The organism is Streptomyces flavofungini (assembly GCF_014650815.1).
In the GTDB taxonomy this organism is placed as follows: domain Bacteria; phylum Actinomycetota; class Actinomycetes; order Streptomycetales; family Streptomycetaceae; genus Streptomyces; species Streptomyces flavofungini.
The window spans coordinates 245,687-259,224 of record NZ_BMVR01000001.1 but is presented as its reverse complement, the minus strand read 5'-3'; the positions used below and the strand labels follow the sequence as shown (position 1 = coordinate 259,224).

Annotated in this window: 10 protein-coding genes; 6 read left to right on the top strand and 4 right to left on the bottom strand. The window is 71.0% G+C overall.

Annotated features, from left to right (window positions below; genetic code table 11):
• Positions 1-5: 5 nt before the first annotated feature.
• From IE274_RS01090 to IE274_RS01070, 5 genes are all read left to right on the top strand, one after another.
• The gene (locus IE274_RS01090; protein ID WP_190113616.1) at positions 6-1,250 is read left to right on the top strand and encodes an ROK family protein; all 1,245 of its coding nucleotides are present in this window, start codon (positions 6-8) and stop codon (positions 1,248-1,250) included.
• Between the two features lie 480 nt (positions 1,251-1,730).
• The gene (ppdK, locus tag IE274_RS01085; RefSeq protein WP_190113615.1) at positions 1,731-4,466 is read left to right on the top strand and encodes a pyruvate, phosphate dikinase; all 2,736 of its coding nucleotides are present in this window, start codon (positions 1,731-1,733) and stop codon (positions 4,464-4,466) included.
• Positions 4,467-4,710: 244 nt separating this feature from the next.
• A complete protein-coding gene (locus tag IE274_RS01080) occupies positions 4,711-6,312 on the top strand; it encodes an alpha/beta hydrolase (protein WP_229909071.1) in 1,602 nt (533 codons plus the stop codon).
• Between the two features lie 215 nt (positions 6,313-6,527).
• Positions 6,528-6,902, top strand: coding sequence for a roadblock/LC7 domain-containing protein (locus IE274_RS01075; RefSeq protein WP_190113614.1), 375 nt, complete (start codon positions 6,528-6,530; stop codon positions 6,900-6,902).
• A 185-nt stretch (positions 6,903-7,087) separates the two neighbouring features.
• Positions 7,088-7,453, top strand: a complete 366-nt coding sequence (locus tag IE274_RS01070; protein ID WP_190113613.1) for an ArsR/SmtB family transcription factor — start codon at positions 7,088-7,090, stop codon at positions 7,451-7,453.
• Positions 7,454-7,466: 13 nt separating this feature from the next.
• Here IE274_RS01070 and IE274_RS01065 read toward each other — a convergent pair whose 3' ends face one another.
• The 4 genes from IE274_RS01065 to IE274_RS01050 form a co-directional block, all read right to left on the bottom strand.
• A complete protein-coding gene (locus IE274_RS01065) occupies positions 7,467-8,303 on the bottom strand; it encodes a carbohydrate ABC transporter permease (RefSeq protein WP_190113612.1) in 837 nt (278 codons plus the stop codon).
• 3 nt (positions 8,304-8,306) lie between these two features.
• Positions 8,307-9,209, bottom strand: coding sequence for a carbohydrate ABC transporter permease (locus IE274_RS01060; RefSeq protein ID WP_190114070.1), 903 nt, complete (start codon positions 9,207-9,209; stop codon positions 8,307-8,309).
• Between the two features lie 89 nt (positions 9,210-9,298).
• Positions 9,299-10,558: an ABC transporter substrate-binding protein gene (locus IE274_RS01055; RefSeq protein WP_190113611.1), complete on the bottom strand. Its 1,260-nt coding sequence runs from the start codon at positions 10,556-10,558 to the stop codon at positions 9,299-9,301.
• A 183-nt stretch (positions 10,559-10,741) separates the two neighbouring features.
• Positions 10,742-12,622, bottom strand: a complete 1,881-nt coding sequence (locus IE274_RS01050; protein ID WP_190113610.1) for an APC family permease — start codon at positions 12,620-12,622, stop codon at positions 10,742-10,744.
• 232 nt (positions 12,623-12,854) lie between these two features.
• Here IE274_RS01050 and IE274_RS01045 point away from each other — a divergent pair, with 232 nt between their 5' ends.
• Positions 12,855-13,514, top strand: a complete 660-nt coding sequence (locus tag IE274_RS01045) for a hypothetical protein (protein ID WP_229909070.1) — start codon at positions 12,855-12,857, stop codon at positions 13,512-13,514.
• The last annotated feature ends 24 nt before the right edge of the window (positions 13,515-13,538 follow it).

Here is a 13,538-nt window from a genome sequence, read left to right as displayed (position 1 = left end):
TGGGCATGAGGAACGGGGTCCCGGCACGTCCGGCCGCCGCCCAGGCGAGCGCGGGCGACCTGCTGCACCTGGTCCGCAGCGGCCGCGCGACCACACGGGGCGCGCTGCAACAGGTCACCGGCCTGTCCCGGGCTACCGTCGGCCAGCGCCTGGACCGGCTGTTCCGCGCGGGCTGGCTCCGCGAGGGCGCGGGCACACCGGTCAGCTCGCCGCTCGGCGGCCGCCCCTCGGTGCGCCTGGAGTTCGACGACGCGCACGCCGTCGTCCTCGCCGCCGACCTGGAGACCCGGCACGCCCGCACGGCCCTGCTCACCCTCACCGGCGAGATCGTCGCCGAGCGCGGCACGGCGCTGCGCGTGGACGAGGGCCCGGAGCGGGTCCTGGACCGGCTCGGCGCGGAGTTCGGCGAGCTGCTGCGGGCGAGCGGCCGGGCCGCGGACACGGTGTGCGGCATCGGCCTGGCCGTGCCGGGCCCGGTCGACACCGGCACCGGCCGCATCGTCCAGCCGCCGATCATGCCCGGCTGGGACGGCTACGACATACGCGGCAGACTCCGCCGCGCCGTCGCCGAGCACGCCGGGCCCGCGGGCGCCACCGCCCCGGTGCCGGTGCTGGTCGACAACGACGCGAACCTCATGGCGTACGCGGAACAGCGCGCCCACTACCCCGACTGCTCGGCGTTCGCGCTGGTCAAGGTCTCCACCGGGATCGGCGCGGGCGTCGTCGTCGACGGCTCGCTCTACCGGGGCATCGACGGCGGCGCGGGCGACATCGGGCACATTCGGGTGCCCGGGGCGCCGGGGAGCGCCGCCGCACTCTGCAAGTGCGGCTCGTACGGCTGTCTGGCCGCTGTGGCCAGCGGGCGGGCGGTGGCGGCCCGGCTCGCGGCGGCGGGGGTCCCGGCCGCGTCCGGCTCGGACGTGCGGGAGCTGCTCGCCGCGGGGCACCCGGAGGCGGTGGGGCTCGCGCGGGAGGCCGGGCGGCTGGTCGGCGAGGTCCTCGCCACGGTCGTGACGCTCCTGAACCCCGGCGTTCTCATGATCGCCGGAGATCTGGCCGGAACACCCTTCCTCACCGGCGTGCGCGAGCTCCTCTACCAGCGGGCCCTGCCGCGCTCCACGGCCCACCTGGAGATCGTCACCTCGCGGCTCGGCGGGCACGCGGGCGTCGTCGGGGCGGGTGCGCTGGTGGTGGAGCACCTGTACGCGCCGGAGCGGGTGGAGGAGCGGCTCGCGGCGCTGGGCGTGTGAGGGGGCCCGGGGGAGCCCGGGGGATTGCGGGGGAGGCCGGGGGGATTCCGGGGTGGTGTCGGCGTGCGGTCGGCCGAGGTCGCGGAGGTGCCCGGATGGCGAGACCGGGCCCGGATCCGGCCCCTTCAAACGGCGTGATTCTCGCCACCCTTGATTGGCCTTGCGCTCAGATGAGCGGGTTGAGGGTGGCTGCACTTCTCCAAGGGGTGGCACTCAGTGCCATCGCTCGATCATTTATGACCTGAACTCACATCTGAGTTGATCCCGCTCATCTGAGCAAAATTGCGGGTTCTCGCGGGTTTCCCGTTCAAGACTTGAACATGATTCGGCCACCTGCCCTACCCCCGAGTCACTTTCGATCTAGTGGCGGACGGGTGGTTACGACCGGGCGACCCACAAGTGGACGTACCCAGACGCCTTTGATCTGGGTATGTTCCTCGCCGTCAGGGCAGCCACCGCGTCCTCGAGGAGTCGAGACCCGTGTCGGAAAACAAAGATCCCCACGTACCTCAGGGAACTCAGGGCGTGAAGTTCGTCTACGACTTCACCGAGGGCAACAAGGAGCTCAAGGACCTCCTCGGCGGGAAGGGCGCGAACCTCGCCGAGATGACCAACCTGGGCCTTCCCGTGCCGCCCGGCTTCACCATCACCACCGAGGCCTGCAAGGTCTACCTCGACAGCGGGGACGAGCCCGCGGCACTGCGTGACGAGGTGAGTGCGCACCTCTCCGCCCTCGAGAAGACGATGGGCAAGAAGCTCGGCCAGGCCGACGACCCGCTGCTCGTCTCCGTCCGCTCGGGCGCCAAGTTCTCCATGCCCGGCATGATGGACACCGTCCTGAACATCGGGCTCTCCGACAAGTCCGTACAGGGCCTCGCCAAGCAGTCCGGCGACGACCGCTTCGCGTGGGACTCCTACCGCCGCCTCATCCAGATGTTCGGCAAGACCGTCCTCGGCGTCGACGGCGAACTCTTCGAGGACGCGCTGGACAAGGCCAAGGAGACCAAGAAGGTCACGGTCGACACGGACCTGGACGCGGCCGAGCTGAAGAAGCTCGTCACCAAGTTCAAGAAGATCGTCAAGTCCGAGGCGGGGCGCGACTTCCCGCAGGACCCGCGCGAGCAGATGGACCTCGCCATCCACGCGGTCTTCGACTCCTGGAACACCGACCGCGCCAAGCTCTACCGCCGCCAGGAGCGCATCCCCGGCGACCTCGGCACGGCCGTCAACGTCTGCTCGATGGTCTTCGGCAACCTCGGCCCCGACTCCGGCACCGGCGTCGCCTTCACCCGCGACCCCGCGTCGGGCCAGCAGGGCGTGTACGGCGACTACCTGCAGAACGCGCAGGGCGAGGACGTCGTCGCGGGCATCCGCAACACGGTCCCGCTCGCCGATCTGGAGCAGATCGACAAGAAGTCGTACGACCAGCTCATGCAGATCATGGAGACCTTGGAGACGCACTACAAGGATCTCTGCGACATCGAGTTCACCATCGAGCGCGGCCAGCTGTGGATGCTCCAGACCCGCGTGGGCAAGCGCACCGCCGGTGCCGCCTTCCGCATCGCCACGCAACTCGTCGACCAGGGCCTGATCGACGAGGCCGAGGCCCTCCAGCGCGTCAACGGGGCGCAGCTCGCCCAGCTGATGTTTCCCCGCTTCGACGAGGACGCCAAGGTGGAGCAGCTCGGCCGTGGCATCGCCGCGTCGCCGGGTGCCGCCGTCGGCAAGGCCGTCTTCGACTCGTACACCGCCATCAAGTGGTCGCGCTCCGGCGAGAAGGTCATCCTGATCCGCCGCGAGACCAACCCCGACGACCTGGACGGCATGATCGCGGCGGAGGGCATCCTCACCTCCCGCGGCGGCAAGACGTCCCACGCCGCCGTCGTGGCGCGCGGCATGGGCAAGACCTGCGTCTGCGGCGCCGAGGACCTGGAGGTCGACACCAAGCGCCGCCGCCTGACGGTCAACGGCCACGTCGTCGAGGAGGGCGACGTCGTCTCCATCGACGGCTCGACGGGCAAGGTCTACCTGGGCGAGGTCCCGGTCGTCCCGTCCCCGGTCGTCGAGTACTTCGAGGGCCGCATGCACGCGGGCGCCGACGACGCCGACGAGCTGGTCAAGGCCGTGCACCGGATCATGGCGTACGCGGACCGCGTCCGCCGGCTGCGGGTGCGCGCCAACGCCGACAACGCCGAGGACGCGCTGCGGGCCCGGCGCTTCGGCGCGCAGGGCATCGGCCTGTGCCGCACCGAGCACATGTTCCTCGGCGAGCGCCGCGAACTGGTCGAGCACCTGATCCTCGCGGACACCGACGAGGAGCGCGAGAACGCGCTCAAGGAGCTCCTCCCGCTCCAGAAGCGGGACTTCATCGAGCTGTTCGAGGCGATGGACGGCCTGCCGGTGACGGTACGTCTCCTCGACCCGCCCCTCCACGAGTTCCTCCCCGACATCACGGAACTCTCCGTCCGCGTCGCCCTCGCCGAGTCCCGCAAGGACCACAACGAGAACGACCTGCGCCTCCTCCAGGCCGTGCACCGCCTGCACGAGCAGAACCCGATGCTGGGCCTGCGCGGCGTCCGCCTCGGCCTGGTCATCCCCGGCCTGTTCACCATGCAGGTACGGGCCATCGCGGAGGCCGCCGCCGAGCGCAAGAACGCCAAGGGCGACCCGCGCGCGGAGATCATGATCCCGCTCGTCGGCACCGTCCAGGAGCTGGAGATCGTCCGCGAGGAGGCCGAGCAGGTCATCGCCGACGTCGAGCGGACCACCGGCGTGGCCCTGAAGCTGGCGCTCGGCACGATGATCGAACTGCCGCGCGCCGCACTGACCGCCGGGCAGATCGCGGAGGCCGCCGAGTTCTTCTCCTTCGGCACGAACGACCTCACCCAGACGGTATGGGGCTTCTCCCGCGACGACGTGGAGGCGTCCTTCTTCACCGCCTACCTGGAAAAGGGCATCTTCGGCGTCTCCCCCTTCGAGACCATCGACAAGGACGGCGTCGGCAAGCTCGTCCGCGACGCCGTCGCGGCCGGCCGCGCCACCCGCCCCGACCTCAAGCTCGGCGTCTGCGGCGAACACGGCGGCGACCCGGAGTCCGTCCACTTCTTCCACGAGGTCGGCCTGGACTACGTCTCCTGCTCCCCGTTCCGCATCCCGGTGGCCCGCCTGGAGGCGGGCCGCGCGGCATCGACGTCGACGGGCAGCGACCACCGCTGACCCGCCGGCGGGCCAGGCCCCGCGAAGACCCCGGGACCGCCGCCGTGTCCCCGACCCTCAACCGATGCGGCGGCGGTCCCGGTCCACGATGAAGGGGCGGCACCTTGTGCGGAGGTGCCGCTCCTTCGGTGTGTGCTCGGGTCCCGCGAAACGGCTCTCGCTCAAGGGCGGTTCGGGGGAGGTGTACAGGGCCTCTTCTGCGTCCAACTGATCGGTACCCAAAACCGATCAGAAGGAGCGTCACGTGCAACATTCCGCATATCGGCGGCGCCTCGTGCCGGTGCTCGCGCTGGGCGTGGTGGCCGGGCTCGCACCGGGGCTTGTCGCCGGGTCGGCATCGGCGGCCTCGGCGGACCCGTCGGGGGACACGGCGGCCCCGACCGCCGCGAGAGCCGCCGCGGACGCCGACCGCCTCGCCCCCTACACGCGGCAGAAGCTCACCTGGAAGCGCTGCGCCGCCGACCGGCCCGCCAAGTACCAGTGCGCCACGCTGAAGGTGCCGCTCGACTACCGCAAGCCCGAGGGGAAGCGGATCGACGTCGCGATATCCCGGGTCAGGACCAGCGTGCCGGGCAAGCGGCGCGGGGTGCTGACCTTCAACCCGGGCGGGCCCGGCGGGGCGGGGCTCGACCTGTCGCTGATGTTCGCCAACGGGCTGCCGAAGAACGTGCGCGAGCAGTACGACATGATCGGGTTCGACCCGCGCGGGGTCGGGGAGAGCACGCCCCTCGAATGCGGCCTCACCGACGCCGAGCAGGTCTACCCGCGGCCCACCCGCACCGCCGCCGAGTTCGCCGCGAACAACAAGTGGGCGAAGACCGTGGCCGACAAGTGCCGCGAGAAGTACGGCAAAGCGCTGCCCCACATCAGCACCCGCAACACCGCGCGCGACATGGACGTCATGCGCGCCGCCCTCGGCGAGAAGAAGCTGAACTACTTCGGCGTCTCCTACGGCACCGCGCTCGGCGCCGTCTACATGCAGCTCTTCCCGCAGCGCGCCGACCGCTTCGTCCTCGACAGCGCCGTCGACCCGGCGCGGATGTGGCGCGGCATGTTCCAGGTCTGGGCGCCGGAGGTCGAGCGGGCCTTCAAACGGTGGACCAAGTGGACGGCCGCGCGCGACGCCACGTACCACCTCGGCGACTCCCCGGCGAAGGTCGCCCGGACCTTCCGCAAGCTGGTGGCGCGGGCGGACGTCGACCCCATCGTCATCGGCGGCCAGAAGCTCGACGGCGCCGAGGTGCGGGACATCACGCGCGCCGAGTTCTTCACCGTCCGCAGCGGCGCCAAGGTCGTGGCCGACCTGAAGAAGGCCGCCGAGGGCCGGCAGGTGCGCGAACTGCCCCGGGCGCAGGAGCAGTCGATGGACAACATGACCTCCAGCCAGCTCGCCGTCGTGTGCTCCGACGCCTCCTGGCCGCGTGACCCGGAGACGTACCGCCGCGACGCCATCCGCGACGGCGCCCGCTACCCGCTGTACGGCGACTTCGCCTCCACGATCACGCCCTGCGCCTACTGGGACAAGGGCGCCGAGCCCGCCACCCAGGTGAACAACAAGGTCAAGTCGCTGGTCGTGCAGAACGAGTGGGACTCGCAGACCCCGCTGGTCACCGGCAAGGCCATGCACCGCGCCCTGAAGGGCTCCCGCATGGTCACCGTCGCGGGCGGCGAGGGCCACGGCGTCGTCTTCGGCGACGCCCGCAACTCCTGCGCGGAGAAGGCCACGATGGGCTACCTCGTCACCGGCAAGCTCCCCGCGAAGGACCTCACCTGCAAGGCGGCCCCAGGCGGCCAGCGGCGCGCCGAGTCCGCCGAGCCCGCACCCGCGCCCTTCGGGCTGCGCTAGACCGGGGCCCGTGCGCGGGGACGCCCTCCCGCGCACGGGCGTCAGTCCTCGATTCCCGGACAGGACGCGATCCGGATCGGGCGAAAGCGCATCCAACCGAACCGGATCGGGCAACTGCGGCTGCTTTCGCCCCATGTCCCCTCGGGGTGCGGCGCGACTCCTAGAGTCCCCGCGTGGCCGGAGAACCGGCCCTCACCACCCTTGGAGGAGGACCCGTGACCAGTGTGGAAGTGTCCCTCAAGACCCTGCTGACCGAGGTCGACGGAGCGCTGGGAGCCGCCGTCGTCGACTACACCAGTGGTATGGCGCTGGGCACCCTGGGCGGCGGAAAGGACCTGGACCTGTCCGTCGCGGCAGCCGGCAACACCGACCTGATCCGCGCCAAGGTGCGCACCATGGAGACGCTGGGCCTCCGGGACAAGATCGAGGACATCCTGGTCACCCTGGGTTCCCAGTACCACCTCATCCGCCCGGTGACCGGCAAGGCCGGGAACGGTCTCTTCATCTATCTCGTCATCGACAAGGCCCGCTCGAACCTGGCCATGGCACGCCATCTCCTGAGGCGCACCGAGGAGCAGATGGAGGTGTGACCTCCGGCGCCCTTTCTGCGCCCGTTACTTGAAGAATTCTTCAAGCAGTCATCTCTGCATCTGACGAACTCGCGGGTCGAAAGGCCCTCGGCCGGGAAGGATGGGACGTCACGCCGGGTGCGGCGGCGGAGGCCGCCGCACCTCGTCTCCAGGGCCTCATCCGCGTCAGGAAAGCGAGCGATCCCGTGCAGGCGCCCCTCTACCAGATCAAAGCAGAGTTCTTCCGCATGCTCGGGCACCCCGTCCGCATCCGCGTCCTGGAACTCCTCCAGAACGGGCCGGTATCCGTACGGGACCTGCTCATCGCCATCGACATCGAGCCCTCGAACCTCTCCCAGCAGCTCGCCGTGCTGCGCCGCTCCGGCATCGTCGTCTCCACCCGCGAAGGCACCACCGTCACCTACGCGCTGGCCGGTGGCGACGTCGCCGAACTCCTGCGCGCGGCACGCCGCATCCTCACCGAACTCCTCGTCAGCCAGACCGCGCTCCTGGCCGAACTCCAGGACTCCAACGACGCCGAACGGCCCCCCGCGCACTCACCCCAGGTCTGACGGCGCCCGCCGCCTACTCGTCGATCCCCGACCGCTCCACCCCCGCCACGATCCACCGCTGGAAGAACAGGAACACCACAAGCAGCGGCACGATCGACACGGCCGCCGCGATGAACAGTTCGTGCAGGCGGATGACTTGGGAGGTGGTGAAGGAGGCCAGGGCCACCTGGACGGTCCACGCGTCCCGGTCCTGGCCGATCACCAGGGGCCAGAGGAAGGAGTTCCAGGCGCCGATGAAGACAATCGTGCCGACGGCCGCGAAGACGGGGCGGGAGTTGGGGACGACGACGAGCCAGTACGTACGCCAGTGGCCGAGGCCGTCGACGCGGGCCGCGTCCTCCAGCTCGCGGGGGAAGCCGAGGAAGTACTGGCGGAAGATGAAGCAGGCGAAGGCCGAGAAGAGGGTGGGGACGATCAGGCCCCGCATCGTGGAGACCCACCCCAGGGACGAGACCAGGACGAAGCTGGGGACGAAGGTGACCGCGGCCGGGACCATCATCGTGGCGAGGATGAAGTAGAAGACGCGGTCGGCGTGGCGGTAGGGGATGCGGGCCAGGCCGTAGCCCGCCAGGGAGGCGAGGAGGAGGGTGCCCGCTGTGGTGAGGACCGCGATCAGGGCGGAGTTGTAGAGGGAGCGGGCCATCGGGACGGTCGAGTCCTCGAAGAGCTCGCGGATGTTCGACCAGTGCAGGGTGGCGGGGAAGAACGTCCAGTCGGGGGACGTGATGTCCTGCTCGGACGCGAGCCCGTTGCGTACGAGGAGGTAGAACGGGATCAGGAACAGCAGTGCCAGGGCGATCAGGAGGGCCACCCGCAGGGCGCGGCCCACGCGTACCCACGCGTCGTACACGACTCAGTCCTCCTTCTTGCCGAGGCCGAACCAGCGCGCCTGACCGATCGTCACCACGGCGATGATCAGGGCGAGCAGTACCGCGCCCGCGCTGCCGAGGCCCAGGTTCTGGCCCTGGCCGAGGGCCGTGTAGTAGAGGTAGACGAGGGGTGGGCGGGCGTAGGGCGGGTAGCCGCGGGCGTCCGAGAGCAGGTTGTAGAACTCGTCGAAGGCCTGGAAGGCGTTGATGACGAGGAGGAGTACGACGGCCACGGATGTCGTCCGCAGTTGGGGGAGCGTGATGTGGCGGAGGACCTGCCAGCCGGGGCGGGCGCCGTCAACTGCCGCCGCCTCGTAGAGAGTCGGTGAGATGCGCTGCAGTCCGGCCAGGAACAGGATCATGTAGAAGCCTGCTTGGAGCCAGAGCCGGACCGTCACGATGACCAGCCAGTACCAGGGCGGGTCCGTCGTCGACAGCCACGCCGTCTGGTCGGCGCCGAACCAGCCGAGCACCGTGTTCGCCAGGCCGAACCGCACCCCGTTGAAGATCGACATCTTCCAGATCAGGGCCGCCACGACATAGCTGCACGCCGCCGGGAGGAAGAAGACCGAGCGGAGGAACGCCTGGGCGCGGCGCATCCGGTTCACCATCAGCGCGAGCGACAGGGAGAGGACGAAGGTCGTCGGCACGATGAAGGCCGTGAAGACCACGAACGTCCACAGGCTGTCGGTGAACGCGTCGTTCTTCAGCATCGACGTGTAGTTGTCGAAGCCTACGAAGTCCGTGGGCGAGACGGTGTTGTGGGCGTCGAAGAAGCTGAGGTAGACGCTCCAGCCCAGCGGCACGTACGTGAAGACGATCAGGCCGAGGGTGAAGGGGCCGACGAAGGCCCAGAACCACAGAGTGCGGTTCTGCGGTCCCGCCAGGCGGCGCCACCGGCGTGCGCGCGGACGCGGGGTGCCCGTGCCGCGCGCCGTCGAGGAGCCCCTTCCGCCCTCGCTCGCCGCGCCCTCGCTCACGACGACTTCTTCTTGACCCGGTCCAGCTCCGCCGACACCTTCCGTACGACGGACCGCAGTTCGCTCTCCGGGTTCGCGCCGGACTTGATGATGCGGCTGAGCGCGTCCTGGTACGCGACGCGGCTCGCCGGGGTCCAGAGCAGCGGCTCGGCGAACCCGCTCTCGGTGGAGTGGCGCACCGCGTCGGCCGCCGGGCCCTCGGTGAGGGCGTCGGCCTTCTTCGCCAGGGACAGGCGTGCGGGGATGTGGAAGCCGTAGGAGAGGGCGAAGTCCCGTTGGTAGTCGGTCTTTTCGACCCACAGCCACTTCACGAAGTCCTTGGCCGCCTGCTTGTGCGCGCTGCGGGCGCTGACCGCCGAGCCGTACGCGCCCACCGGCACCGCCGCCTTCCCGCCCGGCCCGGCGGCGGGGAACGCGGCCACCCCGAAGTCGTCGCCCAGCGCCTTCTTCACCGCGGGCAGCGCCCACAGCCCCGACCACTGCATCGCCGTGAGGCCCTGCACGAACGCCGACGGGTCCGACCAGTCGGAGGGCGCGCCGAGCAGCAGCGACTTGTCCTCGTACAGATCGCGCAGGTGGGCGAGGGCGCGGGCGGCGGCCGGGTCGTCGAAGCCGACCTTGCCGTCGTCGGTGACGAGCTGGAGCCCGGCCGCGTACAGGGGGGTGCCGCCGAGGGCGCCCGCACCGCCGTCGTTGCCGAGGAACAGCCCCTTGACCTTCTTCGTCGTCAACGCCCTTGCGGTGTCGACGAGTTCACCGAGGGACTTGGGTGGGGTGCGGCCCGCGTCGGCGAGCAGGCTCTTGCGGTAGTAGAGGAGCTGCATGTCGACGACCTGGGGGATCGCCCAGATCCGGCCGTCGTACGTCTTCGGCGCGAGCACGGCCGGGTTGAAGTCGTCCCGTACGCCGTCGAGCAGGTCGGTGAGGTCGAGCACCTGGCCGCCCTGGATCTGGTCCAGGGTCGGGCCGTTGACCTCGAAGACGTCGGGCCCGGACTTGGTGAGGAGGGCGGCGGCGGTCTGCTCGTCGTAGTTGCCGGGGCGCCACTGCACGGCCACATCGGCCTTGCCGTAGGCGTCGGCGTACCGCTTCACGGCCTGTTCGGTGCCCGCCTCGCCGTACTGGTGGTACCACTGCGACAGCTTCGGCCCCTCGCCGTCCGAGCCGTCGCCGCCGCGGCCCGTGTTCGAACCGCACGCGGTGAGCAGCCCGAGCGCGGCGCCGGATGCGAGCAGAGTCCTGCGGTCGATGGTCATGCCGTGTCCCCCAGTGCGCTGGATCGTCGGGTACATGCCGGGCCCAACGATCAACCATGCAGGGGGATTACGACAGAGGTATTGCGGCCGTGTGTAGCCCTCGCGGGGCGCCCCGGACCCACCCCTTCCCGAACCCGGGGCTGCGCCCCCGGACCCCCGCTGTCGCCGCTCCGCGGCTCGTCCTCAAGCGCCGGACGGGCTGAAATCAGCCCGTCGCCGAGCAGCGATGCGGAAGCGCAACCGGCAGATCACCGCGTCCGTGTCCCGCCGCACCGCGTGCGCGAGCACCGCCCCGCGCTGGTTCTGCAGCAACCGCTGCCAGAGATGAGCGGGCTCAACCTCGGGGATCAGTACGGTGACCCGAGTCGTCGGGTGGTACTGGTACACCTTCCGCACGTACTCCGCGACCGGCCGTCCGACGGTCCGGGCGCTGGACGGCAGCTCGACCAGATCCACGCCGGGATTCCACAGCTCCCAGTCCCGCCGCAGCGCCGCCGTCGCCGCCCGGTCCTCCGCGTCGGCGTACGTGACCGTGACGGCCCGCACCTCGTCCCCGAGGGACACCGCCGCGTTCAGGGCCTCGCAGGTCAGCCTGGACAGGCCGGACACGGGGACGATCACCAGGGAGTGGTCGCGGTGCGGCGGCTCGGGGACGCGGCCGAGGCCGAGGTCCTCGCCGATGCGGCCGTACGCCCGGTGCACCAGCTCGAAGACGAGGACGATCGCGGGCAGCGCGAGGACGATCAGCCAGGCGCCCTCGGTGAACTTGGTGGCCGTCACGACGATGGCACAGATGCCGGTGAGGACCGCGCCGAAGCCGTTGAGCAGCGCCTTCGCGGGCTTGCCCGCCTTGCGCCAGTGGATGACCATGCCGGTCTGGCAGAGCGTGAAGCCGATGAAGACACCGATCGCGAAGAGCGGTACGAGGGTGTTGGTGTCGCCGCCGGAGAACACCAGGAGGGCGGCGCCCGCCACGGCCAGGGCGAGGACGCCGTGCCGGTGCACCTGCCGGTCGGCCTTCAGGGCGAAGACGTGCGGCAGGTAGTTGTCCCGGGCCAGCAGGCTCATCAGGACGGGCAGGCCGCCGAAGGACGTGTTGGCGGACAGAGCCAGCAGGATCATCGTCGCGAACTGCACGACGTAGAAGGCCCAGTTGTGGCCGAGGGAGGCGTCCGTGAGCTGGGCGAGGACGGTGACGCCTTCGACCGGCTGCAGGCCGAAGCGGGAGATGAGGACGGACAGGCCGATCAGCATCACGCCGAGCAGGGCGCCGAGCGCGACCTCCGCGTGCTGGGCGCGCCTGACCCGCGGGGTCCGGAAGGACGGCACGGCGTTGGCGATGGCCTCCACGCCGGTGAGCGCCGAGCAGCCCGAGGCGAAAGCTTTCAGCAGAAGCAGCGCGCCGACCGTCGTGGCGTTGTCGGACAGGACGGAGGCGTGGCCCTGGGCGGCCGCGGCGGAGACCGGGCCGTCCCGGAACAGGCCGACGGTGACCATCGTGAGGATCGCGCCGATGAACACCGCGGTCGGGGCGATGAACACGCGCGCCGAGTCGACGATGCCGCGCAGGTTGACGGCCGTGATGACGACGAGGACGCCCAGGCACAGCACCAGGCGGTCGCCGTACAGCTCGGGGAAGGCGGAGGTGAGGGCGGCGACGCCCGCCGTCACGGCGACGGCCACGTTCAGGACGTAGTCCAGGACCAGGGACGCGGCGGCGACCAGGCCGGAGCGGCGGCCCAGGTGCGTCTTCGCGGCGGCGTAGCTGCCGCCGCCGTCGGGAAAGGCGGCGATGACCTGGCGGTAGGAGGCGACGAGCACGGCAAGGAGCGCGGCGATCGCGAGGGTCACCGGCAGCGTGAAGCCGAGTCCGTGGCCACCGGCCGCGGCCAGGACGAGGACGATGGCCTCCGGCCCGTACGCGACGGAGGCCATCGCGTCCAGGGACAGCGCGGCCAGGCCCTGGAGGGCCGTGAGGCGATGACGGTCACCCGGGTCCGCCGCGCCGGTATCGGGAGGTTCCTCGATGGCCGGGGCGCCGGGGTGCTCGGAAACGGTCGTCATGCTGGTGCCTTTCGTGCAGGTCGGCCGAGGGGGTGAAGTCGGCGGGCCACCCCAGCGTCAGCGCGTCCGCGCCGGGCGTCGGCACTCCTTGGCGCCTCTTTGACGGGGCGGGCACTCCTCTTGACGCGTTGTTGAGAGGGTTCGTCAGCGCCGCGTCAAGGTGTGCCATGAATGTGTATGCACCACGTCAACAGCGCGGACGGTGCGGAGGGCCCGGCCTACGGTGCGGCACATGGGACATGACTGGACGACTCGGGGCACGCGCCGCCGGGTCACGGCGCGCGGCCGTGCGCGTGACCTCGCCTGGGGCTCCGCCCGGGACCACGGGCCGCATCCGCGCACGTCACCCGAGGACGACGGCGGCGGCGCCGTGCCCGCGCTCCTCGGCCGGGACGCGGTGGTGGCGGACCGGCGCTGGGCCGCCGACCTGCGCGCCGCCGTCTTCTGCTCGCTCGCCCTGTTCGCCCTGATCATGCTGGTCGACGGCGCGGCGGGCACGCTGAGCGCCGCGCGCACGGGCTTGTGGGCGGGGCTCGCCGTCCTGCTGTACGTGATCCTGTATCCGGCGCGCGTCACCGCGGGCCCCGGCTGGCTCGCCGTCCGCGGACCGCTGCGCCGCGGGCACGTGTGCACCGGCCTGCTCACCAGCGTCCGCATCAGCGAGACCGTCGCCGCGCGGCTCGTCCTGTGCGACTCCCTCGGCAACCGCGTCGAGTTCGACCCGAGGATCCTCGCCGAGAACCCGCTGCTGCTGCACCGCTTGGACGCGGGGGCCCGCGCGTCCCGGGCCTTGGGCCTGCTGCGGACGGGCTCGGTGGAGCTGGGGCGGTTGCTGGCGCGCTTGGACGGCCGGGAGGCGAAGGCGGTGTTCGAGGCGTCGGGGTTGCGGTAGGCGCAGGCGGGGCCGAGGAGGCCG